The organism is Winogradskyella sediminis (assembly GCF_003387355.1).
Taxonomy (GTDB): domain Bacteria; phylum Bacteroidota; class Bacteroidia; order Flavobacteriales; family Flavobacteriaceae; genus Winogradskyella; species Winogradskyella sediminis.
The window spans coordinates 663,876-684,497 of sequence record NZ_QUNH01000002.1; the positions used below are offsets into that span (position 1 = coordinate 663,876).

The 20,622-nt window shown below is 33.4% G+C and carries 20 protein-coding genes; 6 read left to right on the forward strand and 14 right to left on the reverse strand.

Translation table 11 applies throughout. The features are described from left to right. Positions 1 to 4 precede the first annotated feature (4 nt). A complete protein-coding gene (locus tag C8N41_RS10275; protein WP_092447072.1) occupies positions 5 to 1,075 on the reverse strand; it encodes a putative type IX sorting system protein PorV2 in 1,071 nt (356 codons plus the stop codon). A 145-nt stretch (positions 1,076 to 1,220) separates the two neighbouring features. Here C8N41_RS10275 and C8N41_RS10280 point away from each other — a divergent pair, with 145 nt between their 5' ends. Together C8N41_RS10280 and C8N41_RS10285 are read left to right on the forward strand one after the other, a co-directional pair. Next, positions 1,221 to 1,976 carry a CDP-alcohol phosphatidyltransferase family protein gene (locus C8N41_RS10280; RefSeq protein WP_115839195.1) on the forward strand — a complete coding sequence of 252 codons (756 nt, stop codon included), beginning with the start codon at positions 1,221 to 1,223 and terminating at the stop codon, positions 1,974 to 1,976. Between the two features lie 18 nt (positions 1,977 to 1,994). Beyond that, entirely contained in the window at positions 1,995 to 2,876 is an 882-nt protein-coding gene (locus C8N41_RS10285) for a DUF808 domain-containing protein (protein ID WP_115839196.1), read from the forward strand. Positions 2,877 to 3,100: 224 nt separating this feature from the next. Here C8N41_RS10285 and lptB read toward each other — a convergent pair whose 3' ends face one another. The 4 genes from lptB to C8N41_RS10305 all read right to left on the reverse strand — a co-directional run bounded on the left by lptB (position 3,101) and on the right by C8N41_RS10305 (position 6,083). Next, a complete protein-coding gene (gene lptB / locus C8N41_RS10290; RefSeq protein WP_092447075.1) occupies positions 3,101 to 3,841 on the reverse strand; it encodes an LPS export ABC transporter ATP-binding protein in 741 nt (246 codons plus the stop codon). 73 nt (positions 3,842 to 3,914) lie between these two features. Next, the gene (locus tag C8N41_RS10295; protein WP_092447076.1) at positions 3,915 to 4,271 is read right to left on the reverse strand and encodes a carboxymuconolactone decarboxylase family protein; all 357 of its coding nucleotides are present in this window, start codon (positions 4,269 to 4,271) and stop codon (positions 3,915 to 3,917) included. A 10-nt stretch (positions 4,272 to 4,281) separates the two neighbouring features. Next, the gene (tatC, locus tag C8N41_RS10300) at positions 4,282 to 5,118 is read right to left on the reverse strand and encodes a twin-arginine translocase subunit TatC (RefSeq protein ID WP_115839197.1); all 837 of its coding nucleotides are present in this window, start codon (positions 5,116 to 5,118) and stop codon (positions 4,282 to 4,284) included. After that, on the reverse strand, positions 5,118 to 6,083 hold the full coding sequence (locus C8N41_RS10305; RefSeq protein WP_115839198.1) for a KpsF/GutQ family sugar-phosphate isomerase: 966 nt from the start codon (positions 6,081 to 6,083) through the stop codon (positions 5,118 to 5,120). The genes tatC and C8N41_RS10305 overlap by 1 nt, the downstream gene beginning before the upstream one ends. 88 nt (positions 6,084 to 6,171) lie before the next feature. Here C8N41_RS10305 and C8N41_RS10310 point away from each other — a divergent pair, with 88 nt between their 5' ends. Then, on the forward strand, positions 6,172 to 8,373 hold the full coding sequence (locus C8N41_RS10310) for a RecQ family ATP-dependent DNA helicase (RefSeq protein ID WP_115839199.1): 2,202 nt from the start codon (positions 6,172 to 6,174) through the stop codon (positions 8,371 to 8,373). Positions 8,374 to 8,504: 131 nt separating this feature from the next. On the opposite strand, the gene C8N41_RS10315 is transcribed toward C8N41_RS10310, so the two are convergent. Then, positions 8,505 to 8,957, reverse strand: a complete 453-nt coding sequence (locus C8N41_RS10315; RefSeq protein WP_115839200.1) for a hypothetical protein — start codon at positions 8,955 to 8,957, stop codon at positions 8,505 to 8,507. A 139-nt stretch (positions 8,958 to 9,096) separates the two neighbouring features. Here C8N41_RS10315 and C8N41_RS10320 point away from each other — a divergent pair, with 139 nt between their 5' ends. Both C8N41_RS10320 and C8N41_RS10325 read left to right on the forward strand, forming a co-directional pair. Then, positions 9,097 to 10,029, forward strand: coding sequence for a peptidylprolyl isomerase (locus C8N41_RS10320; protein ID WP_115839201.1), 933 nt, complete (start codon positions 9,097 to 9,099; stop codon positions 10,027 to 10,029). A gap of 100 nt (positions 10,030 to 10,129) precedes the next feature. Then, entirely contained in the window at positions 10,130 to 10,834 is a 705-nt protein-coding gene (locus C8N41_RS10325; protein WP_092447082.1) for a tetratricopeptide repeat protein, read from the forward strand. Positions 10,835 to 10,894: 60 nt separating this feature from the next. On the opposite strand, the gene C8N41_RS10330 is transcribed toward C8N41_RS10325, so the two are convergent. Continuing rightward, complete coding sequence (locus C8N41_RS10330) at positions 10,895 to 11,455, reverse strand: type 1 glutamine amidotransferase domain-containing protein (RefSeq protein WP_115839202.1); 561 nt, start codon at positions 11,453 to 11,455, stop codon at positions 10,895 to 10,897. 394 nt (positions 11,456 to 11,849) lie between these two features. Here C8N41_RS10330 and C8N41_RS10335 point away from each other — a divergent pair, with 394 nt between their 5' ends. Next, on the forward strand, positions 11,850 to 13,325 hold the full coding sequence (locus C8N41_RS10335) for a T9SS type A sorting domain-containing protein (RefSeq protein WP_115839203.1): 1,476 nt from the start codon (positions 11,850 to 11,852) through the stop codon (positions 13,323 to 13,325). A 212-nt stretch (positions 13,326 to 13,537) separates the two neighbouring features. On the opposite strand, the gene C8N41_RS10340 is transcribed toward C8N41_RS10335, so the two are convergent. From C8N41_RS10340 to C8N41_RS10370, 7 genes are all read right to left on the reverse strand, one after another. Beyond that, entirely contained in the window at positions 13,538 to 14,914 is a 1,377-nt protein-coding gene (locus C8N41_RS10340; protein WP_115839204.1) for an FG-GAP-like repeat-containing protein, read from the reverse strand. A gap of 289 nt (positions 14,915 to 15,203) precedes the next feature. Next, on the reverse strand, positions 15,204 to 15,887 hold the full coding sequence (locus tag C8N41_RS10345) for a DUF6891 domain-containing protein (RefSeq protein WP_115839205.1): 684 nt from the start codon (positions 15,885 to 15,887) through the stop codon (positions 15,204 to 15,206). 189 nt (positions 15,888 to 16,076) lie between these two features. Beyond that, positions 16,077 to 16,358: a type II toxin-antitoxin system RelE/ParE family toxin gene (locus C8N41_RS10350; RefSeq protein ID WP_115839206.1), complete on the reverse strand. Its 282-nt coding sequence runs from the start codon at positions 16,356 to 16,358 to the stop codon at positions 16,077 to 16,079. After that, positions 16,351 to 16,590 carry a ribbon-helix-helix domain-containing protein gene (locus C8N41_RS10355; RefSeq protein ID WP_115839207.1) on the reverse strand — a complete coding sequence of 80 codons (240 nt, stop codon included), beginning with the start codon at positions 16,588 to 16,590 and terminating at the stop codon, positions 16,351 to 16,353. The genes C8N41_RS10350 and C8N41_RS10355 overlap by 8 nt, the downstream gene beginning before the upstream one ends. Positions 16,591 to 16,787: 197 nt before the next feature. Beyond that, complete coding sequence (locus C8N41_RS10360; protein ID WP_115839208.1) at positions 16,788 to 17,570, reverse strand: hypothetical protein; 783 nt, start codon at positions 17,568 to 17,570, stop codon at positions 16,788 to 16,790. A gap of 109 nt (positions 17,571 to 17,679) precedes the next feature. Beyond that, positions 17,680 to 18,045 carry a hypothetical protein gene (locus C8N41_RS10365; RefSeq protein ID WP_115839209.1) on the reverse strand — a complete coding sequence of 122 codons (366 nt, stop codon included), beginning with the start codon at positions 18,043 to 18,045 and terminating at the stop codon, positions 17,680 to 17,682. Beyond that, positions 18,038 to 20,455 carry a penicillin acylase family protein gene (locus C8N41_RS10370; protein ID WP_115839210.1) on the reverse strand — a complete coding sequence of 806 codons (2,418 nt, stop codon included), beginning with the start codon at positions 20,453 to 20,455 and terminating at the stop codon, positions 18,038 to 18,040. Before C8N41_RS10370 ends, C8N41_RS10365 begins: the two co-directional genes overlap by 8 nt. Positions 20,456 to 20,622 lie beyond the last annotated feature (167 nt).

A 20,622-nucleotide genomic window follows, 5' to 3' on the forward strand; every position in this document is an offset into this window, starting at 1 on the left:
TGTACTATCTAAAGACGCTAAAGTCTATTTTTAATGAAAATACATTGGAGTAGAGGGCAGCACTTTGGTCTCCAATATCCGTAAATGCATAATCAATATAAATGCCTCTATATTTAAAACCGACACCAAAATTAGGTTGAAACGTCAATTGTTCTGAGTTGTCAATTTGAGTTTCATTTTGAAAATTACCAACTCCAGCTCTCAGAAACACTAAGTCTGTATACCCAAACTCAAAACCTAATGCTGGGTTTATACTCGCAAAAGAGGTAGATATAATATCATTATTTTCGGCAAAACGCATATTGAGATTTGCAGCAGCTAATAATGCATAATCATAATTGAAAATCCACTTTTTAGACATTCCAATTTGTAATTTCGGGATTGTAATTTCTGTGGTTTCTGGTAATTCTTGATTTTCACCATCAACGGCTCCGCTAATGTCTTCAAATTTTTCTTCATCAATTGACCAGGCATTATATGTGGTTGTAATATCTCTGGCCATTATTCCAAACTTCCAATTGTTTTTGCTTTCAAATTGGATTCCTGCATCGAAACCAAAACCCCAAGAAGAAGCAAAATCACCTATAATTCGTCGTATAATTTTGGCATTCACTCCAAAATTTAAACCATCTAAAGGTAACTTTCTAGCGTAAGAGAATGTTAAACCGTAATCTGCTGTAGAGAATGTACTTATTCTATCGTAATTAATATTGCCTTGGTCATCAATTAACTGCGTTGTATCTAAAATATCATCTACACCAAATCTTATAAGCGACAAACCAATAGCACTAGTATTGTCTAAAGGCATAGCGTAGGCAATATAATTGTAGTTTGCAATATTCGCAAAATAACTAGAATGCATTAACGCCAGCTCATTATCTTCTAAGTGCACTAAACCTGCAGGATTCCAATAGCCAGAGTTTACATCAGCAGTTTGTGATACCACAGCATTGCTCATACCTAATGCCGCAGCATCAACGCCAATATTCATAAATTCATTTGAATACTTACGTGTCGTTTGTGCAGAAATGGTAAGTGTAGCAAGTGTTAAAACAATTACAAAGAAACGTTTCAATAGCAAAATTTTTTTACAAAGATGCATAATATTTTTCTATCTATTTAACTCTATAAGTCGGTTCTTATTGTTTTCTTTTCGTGTAATTTGAAAATATTATGAGATTAGACCCAAATACTTTTATATTTTTACAAAAAATACATTCATGAGTTTTAAAAGACACATTCCAAATATTATAACCCTTCTCAATTTATTATCGGGCAGTATTGCTGTGATATTTGCTGTTAATGGTAATTTTATCATAGCGGCTCTTTTTGTGTTTTTAGGAGTGTTTTTTGATTTTTTTGATGGCCTTTTAGCTCGGAAACTAAATGTTCAAAGTCCTTTGGGAATTCAATTAGATTCTCTTGCAGATTTGGTAACGAGTGGAGTTGTGCCAGGTATTGTTATGTTTCAGCTAATTTCTGAAGCGACTAATTCTCCAAAGCTTGGTATGAATTCTGATAGTTGGAATTCTGTTTTTCATTGGGAAGCATTTAAATTGCCAATTTTACCTTTAATTGGGCTGTTTATCACTTTAGCCTCTGCATATCGTTTAGCTAAATTTAATATAGACGAAGATCAGCAAAGTTATTTTAAAGGCTTGCCAGTCCCAGCCAATACTTTAGTAATATTATCATTACCACTGATTATAGAATTTCAGAATAATGACATAATAAATGCTATGATTTATAATAAATGGTTTTTAATTGGGTTAACGCTTTTAAGTTGTTATCTGTTAAATTCTAACATTAAATTATTTGCTTTAAAATTTAAAAATTGGGGATTTAAAGATAATGCCGTGCGTTATATTTTTATCTTACTTAGTATGGTACTTTTAATTGTGCTTCACTTTGCAGCAATTCCATTAGTTATAATTTTATATATTCTACTTTCTTTAGTAACACAGTCTAAAATTTAATACAAACAACAACAATTAATGGCTTCAGGATTTTTTGCATTACTCGATGATATAGCAACCATAATGGACGATGTTGCTGCTATGACTAAAATTACAACTAAGAAAACAGCTGGTATTTTAGGAGATGATTTAGCCGTTAATGCAGAAAAAGCATCTGGATTTGTATCTTCTAGAGAAATCCCTGTGTTGTGGGCTATTACCAAAGGCTCTATGCTAAATAAGCTTATTATACTGCCTTTAGCGTTTTTGTTAAGTGCCTTTGTACCTTGGGCAGTCATTGTAATATTAGTATTAGGAGGTTTATATTTAGCATACGAGGGCGCTGAGAAGATTTACGAATTTTTTGTGCCTCATGAAAAAGAAGCTACTGTTGCCCTTAAAAAAGATTATTCTGATGAAGAATTAGTTGACTTAGAGAAAACAAAGATTAAATCTGCGATTGTTACGGATTTTATTTTATCTGTAGAAATTGTTATTATAGCTTTGGGGTCAGTTGTTGAAGAACCATTGATTACTCAAATTATAGTGGTTTCTATTGTGGCTTTAATTGCTACAGTCGGTGTTTATGGTATAGTGGCTATGATTGTACGTATGGATGATCTTGGTCTAAAACTCATTGGTAAAAGCAAAGGGAATAAAGGTGTTTTATTTTCAATTGGGACGTTTTTAGTTTGGGCATTGCCAAAGCTTATTAAAAGTTTATCGGTAATTGGTACTATCGCTTTGCTGTTGGTAGCAGGCGGAATTTTTGTTCATAATATAGAGTTTATGCATCATTTCTTAGAGCAAATTCCTTCTATTTTAAGAGACTTTATAGTAGGATTGGCTGCTGGTGCTGTTTGTTTACTTTTAGTTAATGGAGTGAAATTTTTATTGCCTCAGAAAAAAAGTAAACACTAAATGAGTTATATGTAAGTTGATTTTTATTTATACAGGAAAGACCACTTAATTCATAAAAGAATTATTTGTTTTAAACGGAACTCTTCTCTTCAATGGGTAAAGAAGCATCCAAAGATATATAATGTCTAATGTTTGAAACTCGATAATAGCATACCTTACTTAAAATTCACTACTCAATTTATTATGCTATAGAAAGAATAAAGAGAAATAAGAAGATAAACGTTTTAAAATTCTAGCTTCTTTTTACGCAACTCAAAATTCTGACCTAAATAAACCTTACGAACCATTTTATCATCAGCCAACTCTTCAGGTTTACCAGCTTTTAGAATACCACCTTCAAACATTAAATAAGTTCTGTCCGTAATAGCAAGGGTTTCTTGTACATTATGGTCGGTAATAAGAATTCCAATATTTTTTTTGGTCAATTTAGCGATGATTCGTTGAATGTCTTCTACGGCCACAGGGTCAACTCCTGCAAAGGGTTCATCTAGTAATATAAAGTTAGGATCGGTTGCTAATGCTCTAGCAATTTCGGTTCTACGTCGTTCACCACCAGAAAGTAAATCACCTCTATTGGTTCTAATATGGCCTAAACCAAATTCTTCAATAAGCGATTCCATTTTATGATGTTGTTCTTTCTTACTTAGTTTTGTAAGTTGTAAAACACTTAAAATATTATCTTCTATACTTAGTTTTCTAAAAACAGAGGCTTCTTGAGCTAAGTAACCAATACCATTTTGAGCGCGTTTATACATTGGGTATTTGGTAATGTTGGTGTCATCTAAATAGATATTACCTCCATTAGGTTTTATAATACCAACAATCATGTAAAAAGAGGTTGTTTTACCGGCTCCATTAGGACCCAATAATCCAACGATTTCTCCTTGGTTGACTTCCAATGAGATATCTTTTACTACTTTTCGTCCGTTGTAGGACTTCATTAAATGTTCTGCTCGTAACTTCATATATATTTTAAGAACGTTAAATTTAATAAAATCATATAGATTCTATTCGCTTTAGCGATCATTTATTAAAAGTTTAACCTTGTGAGTGGTGTGCTTCTATTTCTTCCCAATACTCGTGTGCACGACGCAAATGCGGAATAACAATAGTACCACCAACTAAGGTAGCTATGCCAAGGGCTTCACTAATTTCTTCTTTGGTTAAACCTTCATTATAAGAGGCTTCTAAATGGTATTTTACACAATCGTCGCAACGCAAAACGGTAGATGCAACTAATCCTAAAAGTTCTTTAGTCTTTTTATCTAACGCTCCTTCTTTAAAGGCATTAGTATCAAGATTAAAAATACGTTTTACAACTTTATTATTATCGGCTAAGATTTTAGTATTCATTTTAGCACGATAGTCATTGAATTCCTTTACAATATCAGACATAATTTAGGACTTAACTTATTGATTTTTTATTTGCTTTTGCAGCTCTTCGCTTTTGTCTTCTAATAACTAAAGCCGAAATATAAATGCTTATTTGGTATAACAATAATATAGGTATGGCTACAATCACCTGGCTTGCAATATCTGGTGGTGTGATTACAGCAGATAAAATAAGTACTATGACTAAAGCATATTTTCTATATTTTCTTAAAAATTGTGGAGTTACTAACCCGATTTTAGTTAAAAAGTAAATGAGTATTGGTAACTCAAAAACAAAACCAGCGGCTAGAGATGATGATCTTACAATAGAATTATAAGAACTTAAATCAAAGGCATTGGAGACTTCATCCGCAAAGGTATAGTTGGTTAAGAAGTTTAAGGATAGTGGAGTAATAACATAATATCCGAAAGCTACACCTAAAAAGAACAGAAACGAAGCAATGATAATAAATCCTCTAGAGCTTCGACGTTCGTGCGTTTGTAATCCAGGACTAATAAAACTCCATAATTGATATAAAACATAGGGGAATGCGATGACCATACCTGCATAAATAGACGTCCAGATATGAGCAGAGAACTGACCACCAACCGATCTTACCTCAATTACAAAAGGTAATTCGTTAGCGCAGAATGACATGTCCATGCCAAAAAATTTAGACATTTCACAGAGCACTACATAAGTTGGAAAATCCATATGCTTTGGCGCCATAATAATTCCAACTATAAAATCTTTAAAGATAAAAGCTAAAACAGCAGCGACAAAAATGCTTACTACAGCTCTAACTAAATGCCATCTTAATTCTTCGAGATGGTCTAAAAAAGACATCTCATCTACATTCTTTTTCGCCATTATATAATGCCTTCTTTTATTAAATCGTGAAGATGAACAACACCAGAGTATTTACCATCATGTTCTACGAGTAATTGCGATATGCCATATGCTTCCATGACTTCCTTGGCATCAACAGCCATGGCCTCTTCAGAAATTCGTCTCGGATTTAGACTCATAATATCTTTAGCTTTAAGGCCTGTAATATCATCACTTTTGCTCAACATACGTCTTAAGTCTCCATCTGTAATAATACCTACTATTTGTTCATTTTCTAAAACCGCAGTGACACCCAACATTTTTTCAGAAATTTCTACAATAACTTCCTTTAGAGAAGTCTCTAATCCTACTTGTGGTTTCTGGTTTTGAGAGGACAAGTCGTTAACTCTTAAGTAGAGGCGTTTTCCTAGTGCTCCACCAGGATGGTATTTAGCAAAATCTTTACTCGAAAATCCTTTCAATTCTAATAAACAAACTGCCAAAGCATCTCCCATCACTAATTGTGCCGTCGTGCTCGTTGTAGGAGCTAAATTATTAGGACACGCTTCTTGTGCGACGTAAGCATTTAAAATATAATCGGCTTGTTGCCCTAAAAACGACTCAATATTGCCTGTAATAGCAATCATTTTATTATTTGCATTCTTAATAAGTGGGACTAAAACTTTTATTTCAGGCGTATTTCCACTTTTAGAAATACAAATTACAACGTCGTCTTCAAGTATTAAACCAAGGTCTCCATGGATGGCATCTGCAGCGTGCATAAAAACGGCTGGTGTGCCAGTAGAATTTAAAGTTGCTACGATTTTGTTAGCAATAATGGCACTTTTGCCAATTCCGGTGATGATTACACGACCCTTAGAATTGTATATTAATTCTACCGCATCGGCAAAATCATCGGTCAGTAATTCCGACAGATTTTCTATGGCTTTGCTCTCTAATTTTATAGTGGATATTGCAGTTTTTAAAATGGTTTGCTTAGTGTTCAAAACTTATTTTTTATTGAGTTTTCTAGATTTAAAGATTTTGTTATCTTTAAACTTGTTGCAAATGTATATAAAATACCAATAGGGATTAATGAGTATTGCAGAAATTGACTTACACTCCGCATTAAAAAAGTACTTTGGATTTTCAGAATTCAAAGGCCTTCAAGAAGAAGTAATAAAGAACGTCGTAGCTGGCAATAACACTTTTGTTATTATGCCAACTGGTGGTGGAAAATCTTTATGTTATCAACTACCAGCGCTTATAGCTGAAGGTACTGCTATTGTAGTATCTCCACTTATTGCGTTGATGAAGAACCAAGTAGATGCCATAAGGGCCGTGTCTGAGCATGAAGGTGTGGCACACGTTCTAAATTCGTCTTTAAATAAAACTGAAGTAAAACGTGTTAAAGATGACATCACTAACGGCATTACAAAATTGCTATATGTCGCTCCAGAATCATTAACAAAAGAAGAATATGTAGACTTTTTAAGAACTGTCAAAATTTCTTTTATGGCTGTTGATGAAGCCCATTGTATTAGTGAATGGGGACACGATTTTAGACCAGAATATAGAAATCTTAAGACCATAATTAAGCGAATTGGCGACGATATTCCAATTATTGGACTTACCGCAACGGCCACTCCAAAGGTTCAAGAAGATATTTTGAAGAGTTTAGGGATGCCAAATGCGGTAACATTTAAAGCCTCGTTTAATAGACCTAACTTATATTATGAAGTGCGTCCTAAAACTAAAAATGTAGATGCAGATATTATTCGTTTTGTAAAGCAAAATGAAGGAAAATCGGGTATTATATATTGTTTAAGTAGAAAGCGTGTGGAAGGTTTGGCACAAGTACTTCAGGTTAATGGTATAAAAGCAGTGCCATATCATGCCGGTTTAGATGCTAAAACCAGAGTAAAACATCAGGATATGTTCTTAATGGAAGATACCGATGTGGTGGTCGCTACTATTGCTTTCGGGATGGGAATTGATAAACCCGATGTGCGTTTCGTTATTCACCATGATATTCCTAAAAGTATTGAAAGTTACTACCAAGAAACGGGGCGTGCTGGTCGAGATGGAGGTGAAGGTCATTGTTTAGCATATTATGCCTACAAGGATATAGAAAAACTTGAAAAATTTATGGCAGGAAAACCTGTGGCCGAACAAGAAATAGGGCATGCCTTATTACAAGAAGTCGTGGCTTTTTCTGAAACTTCTATATCGAGACGAAAATTTATTCTCCATTATTTTGGTGAAGAATTTGACAACGAAACCGGTGAAGGTGGCGATATGGATGATAATGTGAGGTTCCCTAAAAAGCAAGTTGAGGCTCAAGATGATGTGAAAATCCTTTTAGAAACGGTTAAAAAAACCAATGAAAAATATAAAGCAAAGGATTTAGTACAAGTACTTGTAGGAAACTCTAATGCCTTGATTTCTTCTCATAAAACAGATTTACAAGACTTTTTTGGTATTGGTAAGCATAAAGATGCCAGATATTGGATGGCATTGGTACGCCAAGTTTTGGTGGCGCGTTATTTAAAGAAAGATATCGAAACTTACGGTGTGTTACGATTAAGTAAAGATGGAGAAGATTTTATAGCCAATCCAACCTCGTTTATGATGGCTGAAGACCATGTGTTTGATGAGGACTCTAACGATGGTATTGTAACTAATGCCAAAGGAGGAGGAGCTGTTGCCGACGAAAAATTAATGGGAATGCTTAAAGATTTACGTAAACGTAATGCCAAGAAATTGGGCGTGCCTCCTTTTGTGATTTTTCAAGACCCATCATTAGAAGATATGTCTTTAAAGTACCCAATTACTATAGAAGAACTCACTAATGTCCATGGAGTAGGTGAAAGTAAAGCTAAAAAATACGGTAAAGATTTTGTAGGGTTAATAGCCGATTATGTAGCCGATAATGATATTCTGCGGCCTGAAGATATGGTTGTAAAATCAACGGGTACTAATTCTGCTATTAAATTATATATTATTCAGAATGTAGACAGGAAATTGCCACTAGATGATATTGCCTCTTCTAAAGGTATGGATATGCCTAAGTTTATAAAGGAAATGGAGGCTATTGTATTTTCTGGTACCAAATTGAATATTGATTATTGGATTGATGAGATTTTAGACGAAGATCAACAGGAAGAAATCCATGAATATTTTATGGAATCTGAAAGTGATAAAATAGATGATGCTATAGAGGAGTTTGATGGAGATTATGATGATGAAGAATTGCGCTTGTATCGTATAAAATTTATGAGCGAAGTGGCAAATTAAGACATCTCTTTAGTATACAGTATCTTAAAACAATGATTTTGTATCGAGAATATCGTTTTAAATATTCTCGATACAAAATTAAAACCTTCGCTACGTTTCAATTTTAATTCCACGCGAACTGATGAACATTTTTATTCTTCCTCATTAGTAGTTTCAATCACAACATATTTACTAAATAGAATGTCTTGCTTTTTCACGTTTATTAGAATACTTCTCAATGTGGTATTTTCTAACCTTTTTACATCACTTTCTTCAATCTGAAAATCAATTTTAGTGATATATCTCCCTTTTATATCCGAATTATCAGATTCAAACTCTAGCATATCGGCTTCTAATTTTAAATTAAAATCATCACCAATAAACGTTAATTGTGCTCCGTTTTTTGATTTTACATTCAGTTGTCCTACAATAACAGTTTGGAAAAAGAAATAGCCACCTAATTCATTTAAGCCTGCAAAAAGAACATTATTTTCAGAAATACCAAAAGGTCTATTTTCTACATCATTAATAATAGCTTCAATAGTATCGCCAGTTTGCGTATCGGTAGATTTAGAACCAAATAATTTAGATAAAGAAAATGCCATGAGCTATATTTTTTTCAAAACTATAAAAAAGAATTAGAACCCGAAATTGAATTTGAAGCTGATTTATTTCGATTTCAATTTCAGATTCGATTTCAAGTTAACTTTCTTATCTTTGCAGCTATAAACAAAATATAACATAATGCAAGACGGTATATACGCAAAATTCAATACTTCAAAAGGTGAAATATTAGTGAATTTAGAGTTTGAAAAAGCTTCAGGAACGGTAGGTAATTTTGTTGCTTTAGCGGAAGGTAATTTAGAAAATTCTGCGAAGCCACAAGGTACTCCTTATTATGATGGTTTAAAATTTCATAGAGTAATTCCTGATTTTATGATACAAGGTGGTTGTCCTCAAGGCACAGGTACAGGAAATCCTGGTTATAAATTTGATGATGAGTTTCATCCAGATTTAAAACATAGTGGTCCTGGTGTTTTAGCTATGGCTAATGCTGGTCCTGGTACAAACGGTAGCCAGTTTTATATTACACATGTGGCCACAGACTGGTTAGATGGTAAGCACACTGTTTTTGGAAATGTAGTAGAAGGACAAGATGTTGTTAATGCTATTGCACAGGGTGATACAATTGAAAGTTTAGAAATTGTTAGACAAGGAGAAGCAGCAGAAAACTTTAATGCAATTGAAGCCTTTAGAACTTTTGAAGGTTCTAGAGAAAAACGTATTGCTGCAGAGCGCGAAGCGGCAAGAGCAGAACTAGACAAATTAGCAGAAGGTTTTGATGAGACCGCATCTGGATTACGTTACCAAATTATTCAGAAAGGTAACGGTAAGAAAGCAGAAAAAGGAAACATGGTTTCTGTACATTATAAAGGGCAATTGGCAGACGGAACGGTTTTCGATTCCTCTTACAAACGAAATTCTCCATTAGATTTTCAAGTAGGCGTTGGACAGGTGATTCCAGGATGGGATGAAGGTATTTGTCTATTAAATGTTGGAGATAAAGCGCGCCTGGTCATTCCTAGTGATTTGGGTTATGGTGCTGCTGGTGCAGGAGGAGTTATTCCACCTAATGCTACTTTAATATTTGATGTTGAGCTTATGGATATAAAATAAGCAGATCCTATATTTTTAGTAACAATATTGATAAAGAATCGTCTCACTTATAGTGAGACTTTTTTTTGCTCTTTATTTTATTAAGATTAAACCAACTAAGATGAAAACTAAACTATTATTAATATGTATTGTAATGCTAGGATGGAGTTGTTCTAATTCCGTTAACTATTCAGAAACTTTTAAAGCGAATACCAGTGGAAATTATTTGTACAATTTAGACGATATGATTACCGTGTATTATGAAGATAATACGCTTTTTTTAAATTGGAGAGGTGGTAAAATTAAACCTGTAGCTTTAGAAGAAAATGTCTTTTTTGTCGCCGAAATGTATAAGAAATTTAAATTTGTGCAACACCCAGAAACAAAAGAAAGGTATATGTCTGTGCTACCAGAAGCGGATTCTGCAAAACTGACTTACGATTATATTAAGGTGCCAAAAGGGTATAAAACACCGAGTACATATTTAGAAGATGGTGAATATGATAAAGCACTAGAAGGGTATTTAAAAATAAAGCAACAAGACTCTACTAGTGTATTCATAGAGGAATGGGATTTTAATAGCTTGGGATATAAACATCTTCGAAAAAAGGAGTATGATAAAGCGATTGGTATTTTAGAAATGAATTCTAAATTACATCCTAATAGTGCTAATGTTTACGATAGTTTAGCAGAGGCCTATTTACAACGAGGAGATAGTTTACAAGCCTATTATAATTATAAAAAGACATTAAGCATTAATAAGGAGAACAGAAACGCTCAAACCTATGTTTCTGAAAATGCTTCTAAGTTTGAAAATTTAGAATAATTTGTAAAAAAAAAGTGGACATTAGTACGTCCACTTTTTTTCTGATGCTATAAATCACGACTATGCTGTTTGCATTTCGTGTTTACCTTCATATACTTCTTCAACTAATTTAGAGTTGAAGGCTGGTAAATCGTTTGGATTTCGACTAGTGACTAAGCCTTGGTCAACCACGACTTCACTATCTTCCCAATTAGCACCAGCATTAATTATATCTTTTTTAATAGATGCATAGGAGGTTACCTTTCTATCTTTTAGTACGTCAGCTTCTGCTAATAGCCATGGAGCATGACAAATGGCACCAACGGGTTTGTGATTTTTGAAGAATGATTTAATAAAATCTATGGCATCACTATTTTGTCTTAATGTATCCGGATTCATTACTCCACCAGGCAATACTAAAGCATTGTAATCAGACTCAGAAACTTCACTTAAAGTCTTATCTACATCATAGTCATTGCTCCAACTCCCATCGTTCCAAGCTTTAATTGTTCCTGATTTTTCAGATACAATATGTACATCTGCACCAGCTTCTTTTAAAGCATTCATAGGTTCTTTTAATTCACTTTCTTCAAAACCATTAGTCGCTAAAATTGCAACCGTCTTTCTATTTAAATTTTCCATTTGTGATATTTTATTTTGTGTTGTTAATAATTTATTTCCCTACTAAATTAAAGAAATAAGCACCTTTTGACGATTTTTTTAGAGTGCTTAACTTCAATTTAATACCAGATGTTAAAGGATGCACTTTACCTGTTAAAATCAGAACAAATAGTTAAAAAAATTAACGCACTGCTACGGTTTTTGAGTTAACATTTATAGAGATGCGTACACTATATTATGGATAAAATTGTAAATAAAATTAGCGGTTTAAATCGAATGAGAAATAAAGAGTGGTAAAGGGTTTATGATCAGATGTTTTAAATTAATTGCGGTATTATTTAATCATAAATTACCGTTTTAACAGTAAATTCTCACATTATTATTTAATTTTATAGAAACTCAAAATATATAATTTATGAAACAACTTTTACTCAATTTTTTTGTAACAATAGGTATGATTGGTATTGTAACTGCACAAGGTTATACCACGCCAGATACCAATAGTACATTTACACTAGATGATTTAGTAGCGGCAAGCCCAACAACCATTTCCGTGAGTGGAACGACCTATACCTTAGTGGAAGATCTCACTATTTCTGCGAGCGATACGTTTAATATAAGTGAAGATATCACTATAGAAATTGGAGAAGACATACGTATTACGGTGTTTGGTACGTTTAATGTAGATGCAGATAATGCTGTTTTCACGGCTATAGATACAGCAGCGCCTTATGATGGTTTTAGATTTGAAGAATTTTCAGATATCTCCATTCAAAATGCAACGATACAATATGGAGGTGGTTTGCGTGTCCTTACCGAAACATTCACTATTGATAACTGTTTATTAACAAACAACGTTTCTGGTGTCTCTTCTAGTGGTGTTCTTGGTCTATCTAGAGGGACTCCTCAAATTACAAATAATACGATTACTTTTAATGAAACAACAGCTATAGGTTCTGGAGCTACAAACCAAGTATCACCTTATATATTTAATAATTATATTGAAGGAAATAATCAGGCAAACTCTAACCGTCCTCAAATTAATTTAGGACCTTCTTTAACTGATAGTCCAACTGAAATTATACAGAATATTATTATAGGAGATAGAACTTTAACCTCTGTGGGTGGTGTATCAGTTTCAGATTTATTAGGTACAGCAGGTGTAAATGCTGTTATCGATAATAATACTGTAACTAATAACCGTTATGGAATTACTATACAGAGTAACAATGTTTCTGCGTTTATTAGAAATAATGTAATTGAAGACAACGATACTCAGGGTAATCCAAATCTTGGTGGTAGTGGTATTTCATTGGTTGCATCTGCAGAAGGCAATGAAATTATTGCAAGTGGAAATGAAATTCGTAGAAATTTATGGGGAATCACACTTCAAGGGGAATCTATGATTAACCTAGGTGACAATGATGGTAATATTGGTCAGAATGTATTTTCTGAAAATGGTAATGGAGGTCTTACATTTGCACTTTACAACAATACAGACAATGCATTAACTGCCATGCACAATTGCTGGGATGAAACCAACGCCACACTTACACTTGCTGATGCGGAAGCTGTAATTTCACACCAAAATGATATTCCAAGTTTAGGTTTGGTAACTTTCGATCCTGTGGATTGTGGATTTTTAGGTGTGGATGATATGACCTCTAATGAAGTGCGTTTATATCCTAACCCAACAACTGGTAACCTTAACTTGGATCATAATACATTGTTTACCCAAATGAATGTATATAGTATTCAAGGGAAATTAATTATGCAAGAGTCACTACATGTCGGATCAAATGCTTTAAATCTTAATTTAAGTGCTGGTATGTATTTGGTAGAGTTGCAAGGTGAAAATGCTAGAGCAACAAAAAAGCTTGTAATTAAATAAAACGTTTTACACTTCGATAGTACAAAGGTTATCTGAAATGAAAATTTTAGATAACCTTTATTTATTTTAAGAAGGTTGAGTGTAATTCTAATGTTACAAAACCGTATAGACGTCAAGGATAATCTTAATACTTATTCATTTTTGTTAGGTTAAAAACGATATAGAAATTTTAAAGCACTTTAAAATAAGTCATTAATTAACCTTACAGCGATCTATTTTATTATGACTTTCTTTGTTAATGAGATATTTGGTTTTAAATCTATTTTAAAGATGTAAGTCTCAGGACTTAACTCTGTATTTAACTCATTTATTCCCTGTTTTAAAACGATATGATTGTAAACGACTTGACCTTTTGAGTTGAATATACTCAAAGTGCCTTCCTGTGGACTATCAACAAACACAATTTTGGAAGTAGGGTTTGGGTAGATGTTTATAAAATTAGAAGGGTTGACATAGTCTGTATGAGATAATGGAAATGTATTTTCTTGAATGGATAAATCAGCGGACCATACAATATCCGCTCGTCCATCATTATTAAAGTCCGCAGCTGCAATTGTGCTGATAATTGTTTCGGTATCCTGAACGTGAGTTGGTGCACTAAAATTACCAAAACCATCATTCGCATATAAATACAGGTTAAAATCTTTAATGATTATAAAGTCTAAATCATTATCATTATCAAAGTCTTGTAAAGCACCAGATCGTATATTCAGGGCTGTGGGATCTATAAGTTGCAAATTAGAAAAGTTACCGTCACCATCATTTTTCATCCATCTCACACCATTAGAGTTGTTGTCTTCGCTAAATAGGTCTAAGTCTCCATCATTGTCAATATCTTTTAATCTTACAAATAAATTAAATGTATTTGGTATCTGAGAACTTAGCTCGTCGTCGTAACTAAAGTTACCATTATTATTTTTATACACAGAGATATTGCTCCCTCCTGTAATGACATCAGTAAAGCCATCGGCATTAATATCTCCTATAGTAATATCAAAAAAATCTTCGATTGGGCCAGTTACGGTTTGAGAGGTGAAATCGGCGGAGCCATCGTTAGAATACACTTTAAAAGTAGAACCTCCAATTGCAATAATATCGAGATCATTGTCATTATCAATATCAGAGACTGCAATATCACTTTCAAAAAACGAAAACGTATCAATGATTTCTGAGGTAAATGATAAGGCGTTATTCATATGTAGCGTCACAGCATTACTAGCATCACCGATACTTACAATATCTAGCCAATTATTATGGTCAAAATCACCAACCGCAATATTGGTTACTTGGCTATTTCCTGTAGCAATGGTTGTTTCTGGACCAAAATTAAGGTCTCCTAGGTTTAAGTAATAAGATATAAGGCTATTGGTAGAAAACTTTTTTATAATAATGATATCTTCTAGATTATCGTTATTGAGGTCTGCTGTTATAATATTAGTGATTAGGCCAGTGTTTGACTCTATGAGTATAGGATCGGCAAATTGCGCAAATATATTTGAGGTATATAATAATACAATGGTAACGATGAGGTTAGTAACGGTTTTAAATCGATTCATTCCTTGAGCATTAATATGATAAAAGCTTGGCATAGTTTTTCCTCTAATTTAGTAAATATAAATGGAAGTTAAAATCTATGTATATGTTTGTGAGTAGGTTAGGTTGTCAGAGTGAATGATGTTGATATTGTAATGGGTTTTATTTATATAAATTTATTTTGATGACTATAATGTCATAAACTCCAATTTATACATTAAACTGAATCTCATAAGTTTTTTTCAGTTGGTAAGTGAAACCGCGTAGAAAATCTTCGAGTACTTTCTCAAGTAGGAAAGACTCTAGCAATTAATTTTATTTATATCTGTGTATAGTACTTTTCCTCTACCATATTTTCCAAAATGAGTTTTTACGCTTTTCTTCAGTATTCTCTGTTTCTGGTTTATGGTATTTTTTGATAATCTCAAATACTCGTCCATAATTGTAATCGATATTATCAACTGTTTTTTTCCAATCGATATTTAAGATTTCAATTCGTGAGTCGACTGAACCATTCCAATTAGTTTTAAATCCATTATCAGTTAAAACACTAACAATTTTTTCGGCAACTTCTTTCGCAAGTTCATCATCATGATTATAACTGTCAAAACCTATAAAAAGCATCTTTTCTTCTCCAATTGCTCTTTCTAAATCCTGTGTATGATAATAGCAATATCCTTTAACGCTAATTCCGATTTCTTTCAGGTCGGTGATAATTTCATAACAATCTTCTTCTCCGTCGCTTTTCGTATAACCAGCTCTGTGAAGAGAAACGATTTTATTTTTATTCAGTTCATCAAAGGATTTTACCAATCTATCAAAATCTGTTGGTTTTTCCCATTGTTGACTTTCAGCTTGATGTTTTTTTAATCTGATGTCGATTTCTTGCTTTAACCATTTTTCATCAAAATCACTTTCGTCATAAAACATTGCACATATACTATCAAGTAATTCATCTTCATTTTCAAACCCAAAAAGTATATCCTTTTCAAGTTGTTCAATTGCTTCGTCTTTGATTTCTTGTTTCATATTTTATAGTAGTTCGTTGTTTTTTTGCATTCCGCCCAATGGTCTCGGCAATGAGTAGTTATGTTTTTAAGCACCTGATTTAGCAAATAAAAACCGAATAGAATATGCCGCAGTAGTATTAGTAAGGAGGTAAGAACTAGTAATAAATTATATACTTTGTTAGCTACAGTTATTTTTATTCCATTATAATTATTCCTTCAAATCTTGTCTTCCAACTATTGTCATTATTTCAACAATATTTTCATTGACTTTATAGAAAATACTATCAACTTCACAGACATAACGTCTGTATCCTTTTTTTATATAGTCAACAGATTCAAAGGAAAAAGGACGTTCAGCAATAATATCAAAATATCCAAAAAAAGACTCAAAATATTTGTCCGCTAGGGTCATTCCAAATTTTTTAACTACGTAATGGTGAAACCGAATCATGTCATTTTTCGCTTCATTTGTTAGTTTGTATTTAGCCATTTAGCAAAGACTTCGATTGAGCTAAAATACTTTCTTTACTGTCATTCGTAAATCCACTGTTTTCAGCTTTTTCGATTTTAGCTCGAATCCAGTCAATTTGAACTTGCTGTTTTCTTGCTTGTCTAATTAAATCGTTCACTAATTCGCTTTTGCTAGTATATTCTTTATTGTCCACTTGGGCTTTTAACCACTCATCGTTTGGTTTTGTAAAAGATATACTTTGTCTTGACATAATTTAATTATTTGATGTAAATATACACCAAAAACGAATCATTTAAAAATTGTGGCTAACGTGTTTGTATAAGATTAGTTGCGCGTTTTAAGCACTAAAGTTAGCAAATAAATCACAGATAGAAAGTCCGCGAGGACTTTCGTAAATAGGCTAAAACCAGCAATTAATTTTATACGTTGTTGGCAACTGGCTTTATTCTAAAATGCTCCTAAATACCAAAGTCCATTTCGCTTAATCATTTTCATTTTCTCAAGTCGATTTGCACTTGGTCCAAATGCGAATTCAACTTCCGCTTTATCTCCATTAATTTTGGCTTTTCCTATTACTCGACCATTTTCAAATTCCCTCTTTAAATCCGCTTGTTGCTTTTCCATTAGCATTTCTGCATAACAAATTTGATTAACGTCAGAATCATTTTCTCCATAAGGGTCGCATAAATTTCTAAAATTTGAAAAATCTCCTTTTTTAGCAGACTCAAAAATGTATTTCATAACACTTGCTGGGGCTTTTTGGAAATCAAATGTTTTATGATATTCCAATTGAGCAATTTCATTTTTTATTTTTTCTCCATAGTCACGAATTTCACGAAGTTGAGTTCTCGCTTCTTGAAGTTGTTTCTCTTTAGTTGAAGAAGAACGTCCAATTTTGAATTGATTTATTTCTCTAATGTTCTGTTCAGCCTTTTCGATTGCTTGAGGTAATTTTTGAAGCATTAAATTCAATTCGGTAATTTTTTTTCTTTTACCAACGTTAACTTTTTGTTCGTGAATTTTGTTTAATTCCGCTTTTTGTTTTTTAACCTTATTTTCCTCTTCTTTTTTCGTTTTTTCTGCTAATTCAAGTTTCGTTTTTTCTGCTAATTCAAGTTTGGTTTTTTCTAACTCAATTTTGGCTTTTTCTAATTCTATTTCCTCTTTACTTTTTCCACAAGAGATTAAAATCAGAAGTGTAAATAAAACGAAAATGTAATTTTTAATCATATTTTTAATTTTTAGTTAAGGTTTTTTTTTTTTCAGCTTGTTGCCAACTAGTTATATCCAAATAAATATTAATTGAATCCCATTATATTCTAGGGATAAGTGCACTTTTTTAAGCTTGTATGCGTGCTTTTAGAGCGATACTTAGCTGCTTTCCAAAAACAGCTGCAATTCCTGCTGCTAAACCACCAATAATTCCAGTAACTAACATCAAAACATAAGGATTTCCTCCTATAGGTAAGAGAATAGCTATACGTTTGGCTAAAATAAAGTCGTTCCCGCTGCTTAAGAAATAACTTAACACAAACCAAAGCAATAGAATGGCTAAAAATGGAACTAAAAATACCGCTACCTTTCTTAAAGGTATAAATAATGCCGTAGCTAACGAGGCTGTCATTATAGACCACCATGGTAGAAATAAGGATAACACGTAAGCTAATACAATAGTGATTATGAAATTGATAATATTTTTACTCATCAGTTGTTGGTGTTAAAGTTTGTGTGCTAATAATAGCATCAGTTGCTGTAGAAGATTGTAGAAAATTTAAACTGTGATACTTTCCAGCTGCCCAATCGTCTATAAAATTATCGTAATATTTACTACCAGGATTTCCAGATTGACCTCCAGGATATATGCCCAAGCCTGTTGGAGGTGAGGTCATTTCCACAATCATTCTCCAAGATGGTCCATGGTCTTCTGAGGTGGCATTGACAATGCTTCGGTCTCCTCCAATGGGAATATCAAAAACAGAAAACGCAGGTAAACCTTGTAATAAATGATCGGCATGCGTGGCTTTGTAGCGAAGCCAAGTGTAATCTCCTTTTTCGGTTTTAATCTCTTTAAGTCGTATAGCGGCTTCTTTAAAAGCTATTAAAAACAAATCTTTAGCGGTTTCTTTTTCTGGTGTGTCTACAATATCCATAAAGGCATCATCTCCTTTATTTTTTAATAAATAGATGGTTTGGTAGGTATATGGTTTTTCTAAAACAGTGTCGTCTACATCAAATTCATCCCAAACTAAATCATACAGTTTTCCAAACCATTGTCTAAAAATACTAGGGCCAACTTCGTTAATATCATTGTTAAATGACCAATCTTTAATCTCATTATAGATCGCCTTTTCATCAGGAGTAAGGTTAGAGCGATCCATGTGTTCTAACATATATGGTACTATTTCTGCGGCTTTTAGGTTGTAATTATTATTGTGTAAATCCTTAAAATCTTGAACATCAAATGTTTTTTTAGCATTAAAGAATGCATTAATGACGCGATTTCTATAGGTTTCATAACCATCATTAAATACGTAATACGGATATTTTTCATCAACTGGATGCTGATTTGCAGAACTTACAAAACCGCGTTCTGGATTCTTTGTGTGTGCATTAAATTCTTGCGGAATAAAACTTTGCCAATCGTTTTCAGATTTACTACCATCCATAATAAATTTGCCTTGTCCTTCCCATTTATTAGGAAGCAACCCTTGTATCCATAATGCAATATCCCCTTCCGTAGAAGCAAACACAAAGTTTTGTGCAGGTGCTACCCAATTTTTTAGAGCCTTTGAATAATCATTGTAATTTTTGGCTTTATTGAGTTCCGTAAACGTTTTTTGCCCATTGCCAGGAATATGCCCTGTCCAGCGCATAGCATAGCCAGCTAACGCTTCGTCAGATTTAAAATTCTTATCATAGACAACAGGACCATGGTGTGTGTAGCGTACAGAATCTTTGTATGTTGGTTTTCCTTTTATTTTAATCTCTTCAACTCTTACGGAAACATCTTTCCATTTATCATCTAGTTTATACTGCGTTCGGTCGTCGTTAAATTCAATTTTATACCAATCTATAACGTCTCTGGTGGCATTGGTTTCTCCCCAAGCAATATATTGATTAAAACCCGAAATCACAGCTAGTGCTCCTGGTAACGTGGCACCGAAGGCATTGTGATCTGGTGTGCTTAATTGCATTACAAACCAAATCGAAGGAAGGTTTAACCCTAAATGCGGATCATTAGCTAAAATTGGATATCCTGTAGCCGATTTGTCAGCAGAAATAGCCCAATTATTACTTCCGTTATCAGGATTTGGTTGGTCTATAATTTCGGAAATGGAATCTAAAACAGGGTCGCTGTGAGGTGATGGTGTTTGTGGAACATCAATAAAACTCCAATCCGTTTCTTTTGAAATCACAGGATCTGTTATATCAAAAAAATCAGGAAACAGTAAATCGAAGCGTTCTTTTCCAAACAAACGTAAAGCGTTAGTGTTTGCCATATCTTCGTCTCCACCAGCCAACATTTTGGTCATATACATTAATAATAGTGCTGTTTTTTTAGGAGTCCATGCTTCAGGTTGGTAATCGAGTAATTTATATTCAACCGGTAAATCTTTAGGGTCTAATTGATCAATGTAACTGTTTACACCATCTGCATAAGCTTGTACCAAAGCCATTGTGGTTTTGTCCTCAGCCATTTTTTTTAATGTTTGTTCGGCTCCGTAACCCATACCACGTCTGCGTTCTTGTCGGTCGTAATTTAGCGCTGCATCGCCAATAATTTCAGATAAACGACCAGAAGCAGCAAAGGTTTGAAACTCCATTTGCCATAACCTGTGTTTTGCGGTAATATAACCTTGAGCTCTGTACAAATCGACGTCGTTTTGTGCAAATACATGCGGAATTAATTGGGCATCATAATGTACCGTAACTTCATCTTGTAACTCAGGTATCGAGATAGATCCAGAGATGGATTCGTCGGTTTCATTCTGCCAGACTCCAGTATATGGATTTAAGAATTTGCCAATAGGAGGAATGGATCCGAACTTCGAGTTTAGCGCAAAGAAAATGGCTATCGTCAGCACGAAGGAAAGAATGAGTTTAGAATAGTTCATGAAATTAGTTTATAGAGAATTTAAAAATAGGAAAATTATTGTTAAAGTCAATTACTATAGCATGAATTATAACAGCGAATTTCTAATAAATAGAGTTGAATGTATTTTGGTTTTATGACGCTAAGAGCTCCTCATTACAAAACATATTAAGGTTATGGAACCAAGGA

Excerpts from the sequence above, each read along its gene's own strand:
- C8N41_RS10295 (WP_092447076.1), bottom strand. The coding sequence starts at position 4,271 with ATGTCTGATATTGTAAAGGAATTCAATGACTATCGTGCTAAAATGAAT.
- C8N41_RS10310 (WP_115839199.1), top strand. The coding sequence starts at position 6,172 with ATGAGTATTGCAGAAATTGACTTACACTCCGCATTAAAAAAGTACTTT.
- C8N41_RS10350 (WP_115839206.1), bottom strand. The coding sequence starts at position 16,358 with ATGGCTAAATACAAACTAACAAATGAAGCGAAAAATGACATGATTCGG.
- C8N41_RS10285 (WP_115839196.1), top strand. The coding sequence starts at position 1,995 with ATGGCTTCAGGATTTTTTGCATTACTCGATGATATAGCAACCATAATG.
- C8N41_RS10280 (WP_115839195.1), top strand. The coding sequence starts at position 1,221 with ATGAGTTTTAAAAGACACATTCCAAATATTATAACCCTTCTCAATTTA.
- C8N41_RS10320 (WP_115839201.1), top strand. The coding sequence starts at position 9,097 with ATGCAAGACGGTATATACGCAAAATTCAATACTTCAAAAGGTGAAATA.
- C8N41_RS10330 (WP_115839202.1), bottom strand. The coding sequence starts at position 11,455 with ATGGAAAATTTAAATAGAAAGACGGTTGCAATTTTAGCGACTAATGGT.
- C8N41_RS10325 (WP_092447082.1), top strand. The coding sequence starts at position 10,130 with ATGAAAACTAAACTATTATTAATATGTATTGTAATGCTAGGATGGAGT.
- C8N41_RS10345 (WP_115839205.1), bottom strand. The coding sequence starts at position 15,887 with ATGAAACAAGAAATCAAAGACGAAGCAATTGAACAACTTGAAAAGGAT.
- tatC (WP_115839197.1), bottom strand. The coding sequence starts at position 5,118 with ATGGCGAAAAAGAATGTAGATGAGATGTCTTTTTTAGACCATCTCGAA.
- C8N41_RS10370 (WP_115839210.1), bottom strand. The coding sequence starts at position 20,455 with ATGAACTATTCTAAACTCATTCTTTCCTTCGTGCTGACGATAGCCATT.
- C8N41_RS10340 (WP_115839204.1), bottom strand. The coding sequence starts at position 14,914 with ATGCCAAGCTTTTATCATATTAATGCTCAAGGAATGAATCGATTTAAA.
- C8N41_RS10360 (WP_115839208.1), bottom strand. The coding sequence starts at position 17,570 with ATGATTAAAAATTACATTTTCGTTTTATTTACACTTCTGATTTTAATC.
- C8N41_RS10335 (WP_115839203.1), top strand. The coding sequence starts at position 11,850 with ATGAAACAACTTTTACTCAATTTTTTTGTAACAATAGGTATGATTGGT.
- C8N41_RS10315 (WP_115839200.1), bottom strand. The coding sequence starts at position 8,957 with ATGGCATTTTCTTTATCTAAATTATTTGGTTCTAAATCTACCGATACG.
- lptB (WP_092447075.1), bottom strand. The coding sequence starts at position 3,841 with ATGAAGTTACGAGCAGAACATTTAATGAAGTCCTACAACGGACGAAAA.
- C8N41_RS10365 (WP_115839209.1), bottom strand. The coding sequence starts at position 18,045 with ATGAGTAAAAATATTATCAATTTCATAATCACTATTGTATTAGCTTAC.
- C8N41_RS10355 (WP_115839207.1), bottom strand. The coding sequence starts at position 16,590 with ATGTCAAGACAAAGTATATCTTTTACAAAACCAAACGATGAGTGGTTA.